The sequence below is a fragment of the Thermococcus sp. EP1 genome, assembly GCF_001317345.1.
Taxonomy (GTDB): domain Archaea; phylum Methanobacteriota_B; class Thermococci; order Thermococcales; family Thermococcaceae; genus Thermococcus_A.
Genome location: NZ_JXCG01000010.1, coordinates 1 through 15,842, shown reverse-complemented (window position 1 = coordinate 15,842; position 15,842 = coordinate 1). Strand labels below are relative to the sequence as shown.

At 39.9% G+C, this 15,842-nt stretch carries 14 protein-coding genes and 1 tRNA gene; 3 read left to right on the top strand and 12 right to left on the bottom strand.

The genetic code is table 11. From position 1 onward, the window contains the following. Nucleotide 1 precedes the first annotated feature (1 nt). Genes EP1X_RS07770 through mtnA form a run of 3 tightly spaced genes read right to left on the bottom strand, consistent with a single transcriptional unit; the run spans nt 2 to nt 5,016 of the window. Nucleotides 2-2,752, bottom strand: a complete 2,751-nt coding sequence (locus EP1X_RS07770) for a DEAD/DEAH box helicase (protein WP_055283345.1) — start codon at nt 2,750-2,752, stop codon at nt 2-4. A gap of 29 nt (nt 2,753-2,781) precedes the next feature. Further along, complete coding sequence (locus EP1X_RS07765) at nt 2,782-3,924, bottom strand: iron-containing alcohol dehydrogenase (RefSeq protein WP_055283343.1); 1,143 nt, start codon at nt 3,922-3,924, stop codon at nt 2,782-2,784. A gap of 27 nt (nt 3,925-3,951) precedes the next feature. After that, the gene (mtnA, locus tag EP1X_RS07760; protein ID WP_055283341.1) at nt 3,952-5,016 is read right to left on the bottom strand and encodes an S-methyl-5-thioribose-1-phosphate isomerase; all 1,065 of its coding nucleotides are present in this window, start codon (nt 5,014-5,016) and stop codon (nt 3,952-3,954) included. Nucleotides 5,017-5,313: 297 nt separating this feature from the next. Here mtnA and EP1X_RS07755 point away from each other — a divergent pair, with 297 nt between their 5' ends. Together EP1X_RS07755 and EP1X_RS07750 are read left to right on the top strand one after the other, a co-directional pair. After that, nucleotides 5,314-6,489: a cell wall-binding repeat-containing protein gene (locus EP1X_RS07755; RefSeq protein ID WP_055283339.1), complete on the top strand. Its 1,176-nt coding sequence runs from the start codon at nt 5,314-5,316 to the stop codon at nt 6,487-6,489. 93 nt (nt 6,490-6,582) lie between these two features. After that, on the top strand, nt 6,583-7,104 hold the full coding sequence (locus tag EP1X_RS07750; protein WP_055283338.1) for an NTPase: 522 nt from the start codon (nt 6,583-6,585) through the stop codon (nt 7,102-7,104). On the opposite strand, the gene EP1X_RS07745 is transcribed toward EP1X_RS07750, so the two are convergent. The 4 genes from EP1X_RS07745 to EP1X_RS07730 form a co-directional block, all read right to left on the bottom strand. Next, the gene (locus tag EP1X_RS07745) at nt 7,084-9,297 is read right to left on the bottom strand and encodes an alpha-amylase family glycosyl hydrolase (protein WP_082391529.1); all 2,214 of its coding nucleotides are present in this window, start codon (nt 9,295-9,297) and stop codon (nt 7,084-7,086) included. The two genes, EP1X_RS07750 and EP1X_RS07745, sit on opposite strands and share 21 nt — an antisense overlap. Before the next feature lie 64 nt (nt 9,298-9,361). Beyond that, a complete protein-coding gene (locus EP1X_RS07740; RefSeq protein ID WP_055283336.1) occupies nt 9,362-10,081 on the bottom strand; it encodes an ABC transporter ATP-binding protein in 720 nt (239 codons plus the stop codon). Beyond that, nucleotides 10,074-11,072, bottom strand: coding sequence for an iron ABC transporter permease (locus tag EP1X_RS07735; RefSeq protein WP_055283334.1), 999 nt, complete (start codon nt 11,070-11,072; stop codon nt 10,074-10,076). Before EP1X_RS07735 ends, EP1X_RS07740 begins: the two co-directional genes overlap by 8 nt. Before the next feature lie 89 nt (nt 11,073-11,161). Continuing rightward, nucleotides 11,162-11,239 (bottom strand) — tRNA-Glu (locus EP1X_RS07730). 86 nt (nt 11,240-11,325) lie between these two features. Here EP1X_RS07730 and EP1X_RS07725 point away from each other — a divergent pair. Continuing rightward, a complete protein-coding gene (locus EP1X_RS07725; protein WP_055283332.1) occupies nt 11,326-12,318 on the top strand; it encodes a class I SAM-dependent methyltransferase family protein in 993 nt (330 codons plus the stop codon). Here EP1X_RS07725 and EP1X_RS07720 read toward each other — a convergent pair. The 5 genes from EP1X_RS07720 to EP1X_RS07700 form a co-directional block, all read right to left on the bottom strand. Next, the gene (locus EP1X_RS07720) at nt 12,296-12,976 is read right to left on the bottom strand and encodes a nucleotidyltransferase domain-containing protein (protein WP_055283330.1); all 681 of its coding nucleotides are present in this window, start codon (nt 12,974-12,976) and stop codon (nt 12,296-12,298) included. The two genes, EP1X_RS07725 and EP1X_RS07720, sit on opposite strands and share 23 nt — an antisense overlap. Nucleotide 12,977: 1 nt before the next feature. Then, complete coding sequence (locus tag EP1X_RS07715) at nt 12,978-13,442, bottom strand: DUF192 domain-containing protein (RefSeq protein WP_055283328.1); 465 nt, start codon at nt 13,440-13,442, stop codon at nt 12,978-12,980. Between the two features lie 59 nt (nt 13,443-13,501). Beyond that, the gene (locus tag EP1X_RS07710; RefSeq protein ID WP_055283326.1) at nt 13,502-14,062 is read right to left on the bottom strand and encodes a 2-oxoacid:ferredoxin oxidoreductase subunit gamma; all 561 of its coding nucleotides are present in this window, start codon (nt 14,060-14,062) and stop codon (nt 13,502-13,504) included. Next, nucleotides 14,059-14,904, bottom strand: a complete 846-nt coding sequence (locus EP1X_RS07705; RefSeq protein WP_055283324.1) for a 2-oxoacid:ferredoxin oxidoreductase subunit beta — start codon at nt 14,902-14,904, stop codon at nt 14,059-14,061. Before EP1X_RS07705 ends, EP1X_RS07710 begins: the two co-directional genes overlap by 4 nt. 5 nt (nt 14,905-14,909) lie before the next feature. Beyond that, nucleotides 14,910-15,842: 2-oxoacid:acceptor oxidoreductase subunit alpha (locus tag EP1X_RS07700; RefSeq protein WP_055283322.1), on the bottom strand; the 933-nt coding region annotated here is incomplete at its 5' end.

Genomic DNA, 15,842 nt, shown 5'->3' with positions numbered 1-15,842 from the left:
TTCACTCTTTCCAAAACCGTCTTGTTCTTATATATCTCCTTTCAGCCTCAAGGAGAGCCACAAGAAGAGCTTCTCCTCGATATTGACTTAAAAGCCTTGCAGCCGTATCTGGACCTACCCCATAGCTCGCCAAGGCTAAGATCCCATCAAACCCATAGGCCTTTACAAGATCGCTTGCTTTTATTAGCCTCCTATAAGCACTCTCTTCCTCTTTTTCTAGTTTTTCCCCACGTTTAAACTTCTTTAAAGCCGAAATAAAGAGTTCAGCATCTATTGGATGGGCTACAGCTATCATTAGGGAAGAGCATTTGGGACACTGTAAATCTTTAACTCGGTTTTTTAAACGTGAAACTCTTGTAGTACCTCTCCATCCACAATTTGTGCATACTAAGGCTACTTCCGTATTTAAGAGACGCTCTTTAAAGAGAATTAATATTTCATCCTTTTCCAGTTCCCCACTTACTAGAAACTCTCCACCAACAGTTAAGTTAAGAGTTGCAAGTGGAGATGGTTCTCTCCCCAGATTTACTTTGATTCTAATTTTGCCCTCCTTTAATGCCTTTAAAACTGTTTCCGCCTGCTTAATATCAAGTTTATCATGGAAAAGTTCATTTAAAGTCTCTTTCTCAATAACTGTGCCTTCAAAAAGCCTCTCCACTTTTCTTATTTTAGCCTCCCTTCTTAGAGCCCCCATTCTTTTTGCCACATTGAGCATTCTCCACCGATAGGCCGTGCTCCCTCTCAATTCTCTAGCTATCACAAACTCGAGAACCCTGTGGTCTTGGAGGAGGTAGTTCTTGACTTCATTGGGATTGAGCTGGAACGGAGTGTGAAGTACTATCGCATGAGCTTGAGCTTTCATTGCAAATACTTTGCCATACTTGGCTGTCAAAAATGCCATGAGAAATCTTCCAATACTCTCGTTAACCTGGTTTCCAAAATCAGCATGAATCACAAGAGCCTTTGGAATGGACTCTATCCCAATATCCCTATCCGTTCCTAAAGGTTTTTGCTTTTCAAGAAGGATCCTCACAAATTCAAGCTCTTTTTCATCAAAATCTACATTTGATATTACTCTTTTAGCGGAGACAAAATCAAAAAGAAGGTCTCTTTTAAGTTTTCCAACTTCAATAGCCACCTCAAACGGCACGGGGATCATCTCGCCTTCCCAGCTTGGAACTGCGCTTTCTAAGCTTTTGCTTTCCCTAACTTTAAGAAGCCTACTCTCCTCATCTATTCCCAAAATTATCCAGCTCCTTCCATGCATGATAAACTCCATCCCTTCCTCAAGATCCATCACAAACTTCTCATCCAGACGACCAACAATTTTACCAGTTTTGACGTCAAAAACCCTGTAGCTGATTTCATCTGGGATTGTGGAAAGATTCTCATAATAGTACTGATATGCCCCTCTTCTCAGGTATAATAGTCCGCTTTCTTCATCATAACCTACTAACCGAGCATCATTTAACATGTTTAAAACCGCACCATACTCGTCCCAACTTAGATTTCTATAAGAGTACGCCCTTTTAGCTATTTCAAATGGAACTTCTCTTGGGAGTTTTTTGTGTTCTATTAGAAGTCCAACTATAAAATGAGCCAGAACGTCTAGAGCATTTTCATATGGTCTCACGGCTTCCAGCTTACCTTCTAGGGCCCTCTTAGCAATTATCAAACTTTCCAAATAATCTTCCATATTTGTCGTGATGATATAACCTTCGCTTATCTCTCCTACCCTATGTTTTGACCTCCCAATCCGTTGGACAAGCCTGTTTACCTGTCTTGGACTCATGTACTGGACTACAACATCCACCTCTCCTATGTCTATTCCAAGCTCCATTGAGGATGTACACACAAGGGCCTTTACTTTCCCCTCTTTAAGAGCTCTTTCAGCTTGAATTCTAGCCTCTTTTGAGAGACTCCCATGATGAACTTCAACGGGCTTTCCCCAAGCCTTAAGTCTATGAGCTAAAATCTCAGCAAACTGCCTTGTGTTTGTAAAAATCAATCCCCTTTCATATCGTTCTATTATCTTCCAGAGCACTCTCAGTCGAGTAGCAACATCCAATGGGATACTAAGCTCTCTGGAGAGTTCAAAGTCCTTTTCATCAGGTTGCGGAAATAAGACCTTAACCTTATACCTCTTAGCTATTGGGGGTTTCACGACGATATCGGCTTTAAGCCATGCTTTGATTTCTTCCTCATTTCCTACAGTTGCAGAAAGTCCAATTCTCTGGAAATCAGCTATTTCTGCCAATCTTTCAAGAGCTAAGCTAAGTTGTATTCCCCTTTTATTATCAACAAGTTCTACTATCTCATCAACAATTACAAACCTGACATTGGATAGAGCTTTGCGAAGAGACTTCATTGTAAGAATAACTCCAAGAGTTTCAGGAGTTATTATTAACATATGAGGAGGCTTTTTCACTTGTTTAGATTTCCTATAGGCAGAAGTATCTCCATGCCTAACCTCTACATCCAAATTGAGTTTTTCTCCCCACCAGATTAACCTATCAAGTAAATCCCTGTTAAGGGCCTTTAAAGGTGCTATATAGAGAACAGAAATTGGTTTCAGGCCTTCTTCGAGGATTGCATTAAAAACTGGTAACACTGCAGCCTCAGTCTTTCCACTACCGGTGGGAGCAACTATTAGGACACTCCTTCCAGAACTAACCTCTTCAAAAGCCCTTATTTGGAGTTTATTAAGACTCCCAAATCTTTCTTTTATTGCCCTTTTTAAGAGAAAGTGCATGATAGAAAAAGTGAAAGAGGGTTTAAAAACTACTCGGCATAGTACGCCTTTCTGTAAAGTTCTTTAATATCACCCACACTTGGTTCAACAGGGTTAAAACTTATCAAGGGGTCAGCATAGGCCATATCTGCCATTTCATCAAGTTTCAAGAGGAATATGTCCTCATTCACCACTTTATTAAGTGCTGGAACACCAAGCATCTCATTGAATTCCTTCACAACTTCAATAAGTTCCTCAGCTGTATTAAATCCAACCTCTCTAGCTATCTCTGCATACTTTTTCCTTGCATACTCACTCTTCATGTTGAATTCAATTACATATGGCAAGAAGATCGCATTAAGCAGACCATGTGGAGCTATCCAAGCGGCTTTATGGCTCATACTATGGCACATGCCAAGACGAGCATTTAAAAATGCTATCCCAGCCATTGTTGCCGCATAATGGACGTTCTCCCTAGCTTTCTCATCCCCTTTAACAGACAGTGGAAGCCATTTAAAAACAGTCTTTATTGCTTTTATTGCCATGGCATCACTGAATGGAGTTGTAGCATTAGTGGTGTACGCCTCAATTCCATGAACTAAAACGTCTAAACCTGAATTTCTCGCAACGTCCTCCGGCATTGTTCTTGGTAACCGTGGATCAAGAATTGCATACTCCGGAGCAATCTCGTAGGAAACAAGGTTGTATTTTACTCCGTCTTTTCTGAGCACACTCGCAGCAGAAACTTCGCTTCCAGCCCCACTTGTAGAGGGTATTGCCACTAATGGAGTTTTAAGTTTTGGTATAACCTTTACAGGCTTCGTAAACCTACTAAAAAATGCTACCTCCTCAAAACTAAGTTCTGGTGCATCATAGAAGACCTTTACGGCCTTTGTGATATCTATTACACTTCCCCCTCCAAGAGCTATGAGCAAATCTGGAGAAAAAGCCTTAACCCTCGGTATTAACTCTTCAACATCTTCATAATCAGGTTCAGCAGGTAAACCTTCTATGGCATCCACCTCTGCTCCCGCTTCCTCTACATAGTCCATAACCTCATTGAGAAATCCGTGAATTCGCATAGATTTGCTGGAAAGGACCATAACTCTCTCATAATTTCTCGCAATACTCTGAACATATCGAAGGCTTCCTTCTCCAATTATTATCCTTGTTTTTAAGCCAAAGAACTTCATATCACCCCACCATGGAAAATTATAAAGTTATTCAAAGAGTTTCTTTAAATTTCTCTCGAAAGGAGGATAGACTACTCCTTTATCGGTGATTATTGCTGTGAGATATTTGTGCGGAGTTATGTCAAAGGCCGGATTGTAAACATCGACATCCGGAGCTATTTTACATCCCCCGCATGTTAAAACTTCCTCCTTTGGTCTCTCTTCAATTGGGATTTCTTTACCACTCTTAAGACTCATGTCTATTGTTGACAACGGTGCAATCGTGAAGAAGGGTATATTGTGCTCCTTTGCAAGTACTGCTAAAGAGTAAGTCCCAATCTTATTGGCAAAATCACCATTTGCCACAATTCTATCTGCCCCAACAATTATTGCATCTACTCTTCCCTGTTGCATCACAAAACCGGCCATATTATCACTTATCAGTTTCAATGGAATCCCATCATAATGATACTCCCAAGCTGAAAGTCTGGCTCCCTGGAGAACTGGCCTTGTCTCATCCACCCATAAGAGCTTCAATTTACCTTCTCTGTGCATTACCCTCAAAGCTGCTCCTACTGTACCGAGATGCACTGTTGCTAAACTTCCGGCATTACAGTGAGTTAAAATGTTCCCTTCAGGAAGAGTCTCAGCTCCATAGTGACCCATTCTAAGGTTTGCCTCTACGTCTTCATCTGCTATTTTATGTGCTTCTTCAATGATCAGGCTTTTTATTTTATCAAGGCTCTCCTCTCTGTGTTCTTCCACAATATCCTTAATTCTATTAAGAGCCCAGAAAAGATTCACAGCTGTTGGCCGTGTATTCTTTAAAACTTCAAAAGCTCTGTAGAACTCATCTAAAAACTTCTCTTTATTTTCCATTTTACTCTTTTCAGCAAGCAGTGCAAGTCCATAGGCAGCGGTTGCACCTATAGCCGGAGCGCCTCTAACCTGTAGAGTTTTTATTGCCCTAGCTACCTCTTCAACAGTCTCCAATGATATTACTTTAAACTCTTTTGGAAGCAAGAGCTGATCGATTATATGAACTTTCCCATCTCTAAATTCCACGCTTCTAGGAAGTCTCGTCAATTCCTCAGGTTTATACTTTATTTTCATTCCAACCACCACCATCCTTTCTTCACTGAATGATTTAAAGTTTGCTTTTACTCAACAAGTTTTTACTTCCAGTATTGTTTCATTGCCTAAACTAAAAGATTAAGTGTAGAATTTGCATAAAGGGGTCTTATAACCCTCTTTAAACATTCGTAAACACTTAAAAACGGTATTTAACGATGAGGTACTCAAACTCCTTTGAAATGGATTATTTTTGAACAAACAAAAACTAAACAAAACGATTTCACGAAAAAAGCTTAAATAGATGTTTTTCCTTAATAATAAGTGAGGTGATATAGCATGATAGTGAAAAAAGTATTTGTTGGGCTGTTTGGAATCCTCCTTTTGCTAAGCATAGTACCCACCACTACCGCAACTGAAGAAAGTGACCTTACTCTTGTAATACTCGTAAGTGATAATGAAGCTGACCTAACACTCGCACAAAAGTTAGGAGAGAGCATGAACCTCACAATATTCATAACATCGTGGGGAATGTACGACCCAAACATAACAGCGGAAATAATGAGCGCTGCCCCAGATAAGGTCTTAATCATAGGTGGCCCGGCGGCTGTGCCCAAGGATTATGAGGAAGATTTAGACGATATGGGAATAGAATGGACAAGAATATGGGGAAATGACAGATATGAGACAAATATTAAAGTGCTAGAGTATGTTTTGGAAAACTATCCAGAGATTTTAGATAACGTTAAGATCATTATTGCTCACGGCCGAGACATAGGTGCCCTCAAGAAAATTAAGGTCGAAAAGGCTTTTCCTGTGTATATAGACACTAACAAGACTGAGAACCAAACTCAAATACTTGCCATGATCAAGGTAACTCATATTGTAATAATAAAAACCCCATTTTCAGAAAATGCGACGGAAATGATGGAAAAAAGAATAAGGAAAGAGCTGAAAGTCAACGTAACCAAAGAGGAAGCCAACATAACAGCTGAAATGGCGTGGGAGGCCATAGAAATTGCTGAGAACAAAACATTACTTGCTAAGGAGCTATTGGAAAACGAGAGTGTGAAAGTTCCAGCTGCAGAGAGACTTCTACTCCTTGCCGAAAAGGAACTTGAAAATGCTAAAGAAGCGTATGACGAAGGAAAATACGGAAAAGCCTATGGTCAGGCAATAGCAGCCAAAGCACACGCAGAAGCAGTGATTAGAATGGCAGGTGAAAAACGAGAAATCATGCTCAGGACAAACCAAACCCTTAGAATCGAAATCAGAATAGAGAAACTCGAAAGAATCATGACAAAATTCGAGAAAATAGGACTTAACATGACGGAAGAAAGAACACTACTTGAGGAACTCAAGGATGCCTTCAAAGAAGGCGACTACGAACGAGCGGAAGAGTTAATTAACCAGTTGAGAGATATGATAAAAGAAAAGTTCCACACAGAGAAACTAATGATAAGAGAAAAATGGAAAGAGAGAGAAAGGAATAAGCATAGACACGACAAGGGTTAAATAGATAAAAACAAACTGAACAATCTCTGCTTCATTATTTATTTTTCGACAAATTATTAAATTCTCTTTTCTTTATACTCTTTCGGTGAGGATATGAGACTCTTCGTAACCGGGTTACCGGGAGTTGGAAAGACTACTCTTGTTTTAAAAGTTGCAGAAGAAATGCAAGGCTTGGGCCTAAAGATTGGAGGGTTCACGACACAAGAAGTAAGAGAAAAAGGTAGGAGAGTAGGATTTAAGATTAAAGCAATTGACACCAAAGAAGAAGGAATCCTCGCATGGGTTGGAGAAGGCTATCCACGAGTTGGAAAATACGTCGTTAATCTTGAAGACTTAAATAGAGTCGGAGTATCTGCGATAAGAAGGGCAATAAGTGAAGCAGACCTTATAATTATTGATGAAATAGGGGCCATGGAATATAAAAGCAGGGAATTTGCTATGATAATCAACGAAGTTCTCAAAAAAGAGAAACCTCTCTTAGCAACAGTGCACAGAAGATATACAGAACGCTTTAGAGGGATGGGAAAACTCTACGTGCTTACCACTGAAAATAGAGAAAAAATTAAAGATGAAGTTGTCAAAGAACTGAAGGCATTATTCTCTTTCAAGGACTAAAGTCATCACTGGTGGAACTTCTATTTCTCCCTCAAAGATTCCCTCTTCAGCCGGCCAGACGAGTTTCCACTTCCCAGGGGGAAGTGCAATTGAAGTTGAAGTTTTTCCATTGTTTGCTAAAACTAGAACTTCATTTTCGTGTCCCCTGAAAAACGCTATCACACCATCTTTTGCTGTGTAAAGCTTTATTGCACTACTTGTTAATGCTGGAATCCTTTTTCTCAGCATCCCAAGTCCCTTATAATGAGTAAGAACTTCTTCGTTCACCTTATCCCACTGAATAGGATATCTATGAGCATCATAATACTCTTTTTCACCCAAAATTCCTCTTTCATCACCTTGAAAAGTTACTGGAGCTCCAGGTAAGCTATAAAGCAGTGTAGAGAGCATTTTAAGTCTTTCTATTGCCTCTGGCTTTGGATTTTCCCCAAATCTTCCTCCACCCAGATCGGTTAAGAGTCTTGACGTATCATGGGAACTAATCAGGTTGAAGCCCATAGCTGCAACATTTTCACCATAGCTGGCAAAATATCTTCCAAGCAGTTCAAGAGTTCTTTCCCCATTCCATGTGCCCAATGCATAATTGAGCAAAATATCTCTTCCAAGAGCGTAGTTCATCAGAGAGTCAAACTTATCCCCCTGAACCCACTTAGGTGAAAGCTGCCAGATCTCTCCCACAATATATGCCTCAGGATGTTTTTCCTTAACCCTTTGCCTGAGCTCTGAAAAGAATTCATCTGCATTTATAAGCTCATTTGGAACATCAACTCTGATGCCATCGAACCCAAAATCAAGCCAATAAAGAGCTGCGCCTATAAGGTATTCTTTAACTTCCGGATTCATCGTATTAAGCTTTGGAAGGCTCCCAATACCCCACCAGCCTATGTAAGCTTTACCATCACCCAGTTTAAATGGCCATTTTTGGACAAAATACCAGTTCCAGTAAGGACTTTCCTTCCCCCTTGATGCTACATCGAGAAATGCCCAATGGCCAATTCCACTGTGGTTAGGCACAAAGTCAAAAATAACCCTAATGCCCCGCTTATGAGCCTCTTCAAGGAGAAGTTTAAGATCTTCATCCGTTCCAAATTGTGGGTCAACACGATAGTAATCATAAATGTCATATCCATGTGCACTTCCAGCAAGGAAAATCGGGTTGAGATAAATGAAAGTTACTCCAAGCTCTTGAAGATAATCAAGCTTCTCAATTATCCCTCTAATATCCCCACCAAAGTACTGATGGCAACAGTGGAGGGGTGTTATTGGGTCACTCCAATTGGAAAGAATTGGTCTATCCTCTATGAGTTCATTAAACCAAAACTCGTCTGTTTGTAACGCTAATGCATCATTACTTGGATCTCCATTGTTAAATCTCTCCGGAAAGATCTGATACCCTACTCCTTTACTTACCCACTCTACTTGGGGAAAGCTGTTATTGCCATCAAAAGAGAAAAATGCATCTGTTGAAGTATTCAGTACAAGGAATTCTTCATTATCAGGGGTTGTGAGCTTAATATAGTACTCAATCGGCTCAACAAATGGAAGTTCTACCCTCCACATCTCTCCTGAACCCCACCACAGTTGGAGCGACATGTTGTATTCCCCCAAGTTTGTAACTAGTACTGCTGACTGCACTTGACCTGGTCTAGTTTTAAACCTCACAACTGTTCTATTATCTGCTACACAGAGATAAGCAGGATCTCTAGGATTATGTTCTAGGACAAACCCCATGTTGCCTTCAACAATCCTTACAGCATTCTTCCCGCCGAATCCATCATCCACGTACTCGTCAGCTTCTGGATCCACTGGATTACCATACTTGTCAGAAGACATATCTTTAACCCACTCTCCATTGATGAAAAACTTATATTCGTATCTTCCCGGTTCAAGACAGACTGTTATGCTCCATGCTCCATTTTCCTTTTGCATTGGCCATTCCGCCCAGTCATTAAAGCTTCCCCGGAGACTTACCGAGTCTATAGATTCATTCTTCGGTGGCGTGTATGTGAAGGTCACAGGCACTTTGGAAGCTGGACATTGAGAGGTGCCTTTCTCGTTAAGATAAATAGTTGTGTAGTTTCCTTCCGGAATAACGAGAGTTTCTGTTTTAGTATTTGTTTGAGTTATGCATCCAGCGAAAGTTACGCTAAGTATTAGCAGAATAAAAATCAGGCTAAGATATCTTTTTTCCATAGCCTAGTATCACCCTCAGTGAATATTGATGATCTCTTATATTAGGTTTTTGGAAAAGGAAACATTAAAATGCTGTGACAAGCCTCAGGCCTTCAACATCTTTTATCCTTGCTTTCACATGGTAAACCTCTTCCAGAGTTTCTGGAATGAGCTCTGATGGACTGCCCATCCAATGCACTTTCCCATTATTGAGAATTAAAAGAGTATCCGCATAATTCAAAGCAAGATTCAGATCATGCATAACAGCTATAACAATTTTCTCCTCTTTCAGTTCTTTTAAGAGGTTCATTACCTGAAGGGCATGATTAATGTCCAAATGAGATGTGGGTTCATCAAGCAACATAACTTCGCTTCCTTGTGCTAGTGCCCTTGCTGTTAAAATTAGCTGATATTCTCCACCACTCAACTTTGTTACCAATTCATGGCTCCTATCTCCCATCCCAACTCGTTTTAGGGCATCTTCCACACTTCCTCCGGTGGCATAAGTTCCAAGTTCAACAAACTCTTCAACAGTGAAAGCAAATTCTGGATAGGACGTTTGAGGAACGTAAGAGATATAGTAAGCTCTCTCTTTCGGTTTTAAGCTTAAAAGATCTATACCATCCAATTTTGCATAACCTCGAGGCTTTAAAATTCCAACCAAACACTTGAGAAGGGTTGATTTTCCAGCCCCATTAGGGCCTACAATAGCCAGAAGTTTTCCCCTTTTAGTTGAGAAGAAAACATCCTTAAGAACCTCCTTTTCCCCATAGGAAAAAGATATTTTAACTTCAAGCTTAACCAAGGAGCTCACCCCTCTTCTTCTTCATCAAAAGGTAGATAAAAAACGGAGCACCAAAAAGGGCAGTTATTATTCCTACTGGCACTTCAGTAGGACTGAGTAAACTTCTTGCAATAAGGTCAGCGAAGACCATTAAGCTACCTCCAAAAAGTGCAGAAGCTGGAAGTAATCTCTTATGGTTAGGCCCAAATACCAATCTCATGGCATGAGGACTTATTAGACCCACGAAACCTATTATCCCACTGGTTGCTACAGCAAAAGAAGTGAGGAGCGATATAACACCTATAATAAGTTTCCGATACAAATTGATATCCAACCCCATTGAAATACTCTCCTCTCCCAAAAGAAGCAAATTTAATTCTTTCCAGCTTAGAAATAGGAACAATGTTCCTAAAACTGATGAGAGCATAACCACTCTCACTTCCTTCCACATCGCTCCATTGAAAGTTCCCATGAGCCAGAAAATAACATTATGGATACTCTCTCTCCCGACATAAAGAAGATAAGAGGTCAAAGCACTTGTGAAAAATCCAAGTGCGATTCCAGCTAAAAGCAACGTATCAACTGGAATATGTCCATTTACCTTCGCGATCCTGTAGACCGTGAAAACTGCTAATAGGGCACCAAGCAAAGCAAAAAAACTCATATAAGGAGGAAAATAAAGGGCTGCTATTGAAGCCCCTACTGCAGCACCTCCACTTATCCCAATAATATATGGATCTGCGAGCGGATTTTTAAAGAGAGCTTGAGAAGCCGTACCAGCAGATGCCAAGCTTACTCCAACAAAATACGCCAATAAAACCCTTGGCAGTCGTATTTGAAGCACAATGTAAGTATTGCCTCGAAGTGAATTTGGATTTGAAAATGCCATTTTCAAAGTTTTCAAACTGAATGATGAAAGAATTTCTCCAAAGGATATCCTAACAGAACCCACAGCTATTCCCAAGAGTATTAATACAATGGATGAGAGCAATAGGAATATTAACTTTTTCATGTTCCCACTGGATTATTTATCCAAGTCATAGTTTAAAAGCTTAACTTATTCTAAAACTAGATGTGTTTGATTACAATACAGAAGAATTTTGGTGCCCCGGCCGGGATTTGAACCCGGGGCGCGGGCTCGAAAGGCCCGCATGTTTGACCGGGCTACACCACCGGGGCGTCCAATATCGTAACCTTGAAATCTATTTAAAAACTTTTCGCTCAAAATTCTTTTAAGTCCATTGCAAATTCTTTTAGTGATGAAAATGCTCGGAATAAAAGTCCCAAAAAAAGAGGCAGAAAACGTGAGAAAAACTCTTCTTGAGCTTAATTTACTGGATAATAGATTCAAAGTCAAAACTACTGGGGATTTTGTGATTTTTCCAGTGAAAGAAAGAATAGAAGGATTTGAACTAGTTGAAACAAGTTTTGAGCAAGCTTCTAAAAGACCCCATAGCTATAGAGAAGTTGTTGAAGTTCCTAAAGATTTCCTCCCACTCTTACCCTCCTCATTTGATATTATTGGAGAGATAGCTATACTAGAACTTCCCGAAGAATTAACCCCATATGGAAAAAATATTGGCGAGGCTATACTACAGGTTCATAAGCATATAAAAGCCGTGTTTGCAAAAGGTAGTAAAGTCTTAGGAGAATACAGAGTTAGGGAACTTATTCATCTCGCTGGAGAGAAAAGAACTGAAACCATTCACCGAGAAAACGGAATCAGGCTAAAATTAGATGTCGGAAAGGTATACTTCTCCCCAAGATTAGCTACAGAAAGAATGAGAATCTTCAAAAAAGTTCAAAGGAGAGAAATAGTTTTTGACATGTTTGCAGGCGTGGGGCCCTATTCGGTTCTTCTAGCAAAGAAGGCAAAGCTCGTTTTTGCATGTGACATCAACCCCTGGGCCATACGATATTTAGAAGAGAACAAAAAACTGAACAAGGTTAACAATATCATTCCCATCCTCGGAGATGTAAGAAAAGTCGCTGGGCAAATAAAGGCAGATAGAGTTATTATGAATCTTCCCAAGTTCGCACACGAGTTCCTAAGAGAGGCTATGCTAAGTGTGAGACGTGAAGGAATAATCCACTATTACGGTTTCTCACATGAGGATGATCTTTTTGGAGAGCACGAGAAGAAAATAAAGGAAATTGCCAAAAACCTTGGAAGGGAAATTAAGATCTTGGAGAAAAGGAAAGTAAGGCCCTATGCTCCATATCAATACAACATCGCTATAGATTTTGCTGTTTTTTGAGTATTTCGCACCTAGAACGAACGAACTCTTTAAGATAATCTTCACTAAATCTTAACTCCCTGCCATTAAGATACGCCCTATAAATTTCCAATGCTTCTATGTCTCCAATTATCTCAAGAACTCTTAACACCTCTTTTTTTCTGAGGCTTCTAGCACCATGGATAAGGGCCAAAAGACGGACTACTTCTCCGGCACCTATATGTAGCATCTTTAAATTTCCACTGAACTTATTTATTGAAGCCAGCAACCTTTCAATTCTCCACTTCAAAAGATCCTTAAAATAGTATCTCGGAAGTAAGGAAGTTATATCATCTCCATATATTACAACATGATGCTCTAAAAAGTCTTGCTGGTATATTGTTAAAAATTTAAATGGAAATCCTTTATGTAATGGATCATCTAAATTCTCAAGGTACTCCCACGCTAAGTCAATCTCAACAGCACCTAGATTAGCACAACATTCCTCTAAAACTATTTTTAAGGAAGCAATAACTTTTTCATTATCCTTTATTACAGCAAAGAAATCCAAATCACTGACTCCTTCAATAAAATCTCCTCTCACAAAAGAGCCATACAGAATCAAGGAGTAAAGTTCATCTCTAAGTTCTCTGTTCTTTTCAATTTTGTTTTTTATGCATTCAATAATACTCTCAAGCATGTCATTTCCCTTTAAGCTTTGGTTTAGGTTCAGCCAAGCTTATAACACCATTTGAACTTTTTATGTTTATCTTATTAATCGCACTTGCAGGAGAAGGAACAGCTTTTCTCTCTTCCTCTACTTGCCAGTCAATCTCGTCTCCTATTTCAGCATGAATAGCATTTATAACACCTACTGGAGCTTCAATTATATATTTTGCACTCTCCTTTGGCATATAAACTCTCCAAGGCTTTGCGCGCTTAAGATCAACCACTTTTCGAGAAGAGTCAAGAAAGAGAACATCTATGCTCTGAAACATGAAAAACATATGAATCGAAGCATTTATTCTGCTCTCTGTAGGTAGAATAAACACCAATGCATAGTTAACTTCTGGAGTAAGCATTAATCCCCTAAATCGCTTGAAAAATGTGTCTGCAACTTTTACTCTTCCATTCCATACTTGGTTCTTAGTTTTGTTTATCAGCATACTAAGAGAAATACCAGGACATTCATAATAAATCTTGCGGAGAAAGAAAACAAGGAAAATTAAAGTTCCCCATTAAGAGCTTTTTCCCCGAGCTCAAAACCCTTCTTTAAAGCCCTTAAATTAAGGTGCTCTGTACCCTTAGGAATCGAGTCAAGCACAGCTTTTTCTATTGCTTCTTCACTCACTATTTCAGTTAATTTCACCAAAAATCCAAGAGTAAGAATATTCATTGTCAAACTGAGACCAGTAGTTTCCTCAGCTATTTCAGTTAAGGGAAGCGCATAAACTTTGAATTTTCTCTCGAGTTCTTCATTTCTGTTTGGAACAAGATCTTTCTCCACTATAACTATACCGCCTTCTTTAACAACAGGAAGGTACTTTTCATATGCTTGTTGAGAAAGAAGGAGTGCATATTCTGGATTTAATGCCTTTGGGTAATCTACAGGTTCATCACTTATAACCACTTCCGCTCTGCTTGCTCCTCCTCTAGATTCTGGACCATATGCCTGAGTTTGAACTGCATAAAGGCCTTCATATACCGTTGCAGCCCTTCCAAGAATGACACTTGCCAAGATAACGCCCTGACCACCAAAGCCACCTATGAGAACTTCCTTTCTCATTCTTCCCACCCCATCATTTTTCTCGCTCTCTTTTTGTATGCCTCGTACTCTTCTACCAGACTTGGTCTATCTCTATCAACAAATTCCCCAATTACAACCTTGCCTTCAAGTTCTTCTGGAGTCATATTCTTTGCTTTACTGATAGGCACTGTTATTTGTTGGTACCATTTTATCAGCTCTGTACCTGTCTTCAACCTGTTCCTTCTTCCAAAGCTTATCGGACACTGGGAGAGGAACTCAACCAAAGTAAAGCCTTTTTTCTGAAGGGCCTTCTTTATACTGTTTATACCCTGGATGTAGTTAAAGACACTCCACCTTGCAACATAGTTGGCTCCAGCAGCTACAGCAAGCTCGGCTATGTCAAATGGGTTCTCAAAGCTCCCATAAGGTGCTGTAGTCCCCCTAAGTCCTTTTGGTGTTGTTGGAGCCACCTGCCCTCCTGTCATACCATATGTAAAGTTATTGATCAGAATCACTGTAATATCAAGATTTCTTCTTATAGCATGAATCAGATGGTTACCACCTATTGCCGCTGCATCCCCATCCCCCATAAAGGCGATTACCTTAAGCTTGGGGTTGGCCATTTTTATTCCTGTTGCAAAAGCTAATGCTCTCCCATGAGTTGTATGCAAACCATCAAAGTTAACATAACCTGGAACTCTTGAGGAACATCCTATTCCACTTACCCACACAATCTCATCCTGATTCAATCCAAGATCATCGATAGCCCTAAGAGTATACTGCAAAACAGCCCCTATACCACAGCCAGGACAAAAAATTGTTGGAAGCATATCTTTTCTAAGGTACTTATCCCTAATCTCGTAACTTGACTTTAGATACATTCTCTTCACCTCAAATCATCTTCAATTCTCTCTATTATCTCTTGAGGAGTATGAATTTCGCCACCGATCTTAGGGATCAATTCCACAGGAGCTTTTCCGTTGGAACCTTCCTTAACCATGTGATAAAGCTGACCAAGGTTCATCTCTGCTACATAGATCTTCTCAACTTTTTTCGCTATATTTTCTATGAGATCAAAATCAAACGGCCATAGAACGTTTAATTTAAGAAGTCCCGCTTTAATTCCCCTCTTGCGCAATTCCTTAACTGCCCTCATTGCAGATCTCGCAACAATTCCAAAGCTCACAATAGCAATTTCAGCATCTTCAAGTTCGTACACATTATAATCAATTATGTCCTTTTTGTTTTTCTCTATTTTCTCAACTATGCGCTTTATTAACTTCTCATGAATCTCACTTTCCACCGTCTTGGGCCTTCCTCTCTCATCATGCGTTAGTCCAGTGACATATGTTCGGTGTCCCTCCCCAAAAATCGGCATTGGGGGAACTAAGTCTCCGTGAATATCTCCAAAAGGATACTTAGACTCCTCCTCATTAGCTGGAAGCTTTCTATAAATAAGTTCAAGCTCATCAGGATTTGGAGCATAAACTCTCTCCCTCATATGTCCAACTTCGGCATCAGTTAAGAGTATCACTGGTGTTCTGTATTTTTCAGCTAAATTGAAAGCTTTTATTGTCATGTCAAATGCCTCTTGAACTGTTGCAGGAGTTAACACTATTACACTGTGATCCCCATGAGTTCCCCATATTGCTTGCATAATATCCCCTTGAGCAGCAAGTGTGGGTTGTCCTGTTGATGGGCCGCTTCTTTGGACATTTACTAAAACCAATGGAGTCTCAGTCATTATAGCATAACCCAGATTTTCCATCATTAAACTGAATCCAGGACCAGAGGTGGCGGTCATTGATTTTGCACCAGC

Coding starts and splice junctions, on each gene's coding strand:
- EP1X_RS07770 (WP_055283345.1), bottom strand. CDS start 2,752: ATGCACTTTCTCTTAAAAAGGGCAATAAAAGAAAGATTTGGGAGTCTT.
- EP1X_RS07765 (WP_055283343.1), bottom strand. CDS start 3,924: ATGAAGTTCTTTGGCTTAAAAACAAGGATAATAATTGGAGAAGGAAGC.
- mtnA (WP_055283341.1), bottom strand. CDS start 5,016: ATGAAAATAAAGTATAAACCTGAGGAATTGACGAGACTTCCTAGAAGC.
- EP1X_RS07755 (WP_055283339.1), top strand. CDS start 5,314: ATGATAGTGAAAAAAGTATTTGTTGGGCTGTTTGGAATCCTCCTTTTG.
- EP1X_RS07750 (WP_055283338.1), top strand. CDS start 6,583: ATGAGACTCTTCGTAACCGGGTTACCGGGAGTTGGAAAGACTACTCTT.
- EP1X_RS07745 (WP_082391529.1), bottom strand. CDS start 9,297: ATGGAAAAAAGATATCTTAGCCTGATTTTTATTCTGCTAATACTTAGC.
- EP1X_RS07735 (WP_055283334.1), bottom strand. CDS start 11,072: ATGAAAAAGTTAATATTCCTATTGCTCTCATCCATTGTATTAATACTC.
- EP1X_RS07725 (WP_055283332.1), top strand. CDS start 11,326: ATGCTCGGAATAAAAGTCCCAAAAAAAGAGGCAGAAAACGTGAGAAAA.
- EP1X_RS07720 (WP_055283330.1), bottom strand. CDS start 12,976: ATGCTTGAGAGTATTATTGAATGCATAAAAAACAAAATTGAAAAGAAC.
- EP1X_RS07715 (WP_055283328.1), bottom strand. CDS start 13,442: ATGCTGATAAACAAAACTAAGAACCAAGTATGGAATGGAAGAGTAAAA.
- EP1X_RS07710 (WP_055283326.1), bottom strand. CDS start 14,062: ATGAGAAAGGAAGTTCTCATAGGTGGCTTTGGTGGTCAGGGCGTTATC.
- EP1X_RS07705 (WP_055283324.1), bottom strand. CDS start 14,904: ATGTATCTAAAGTCAAGTTACGAGATTAGGGATAAGTACCTTAGAAAA.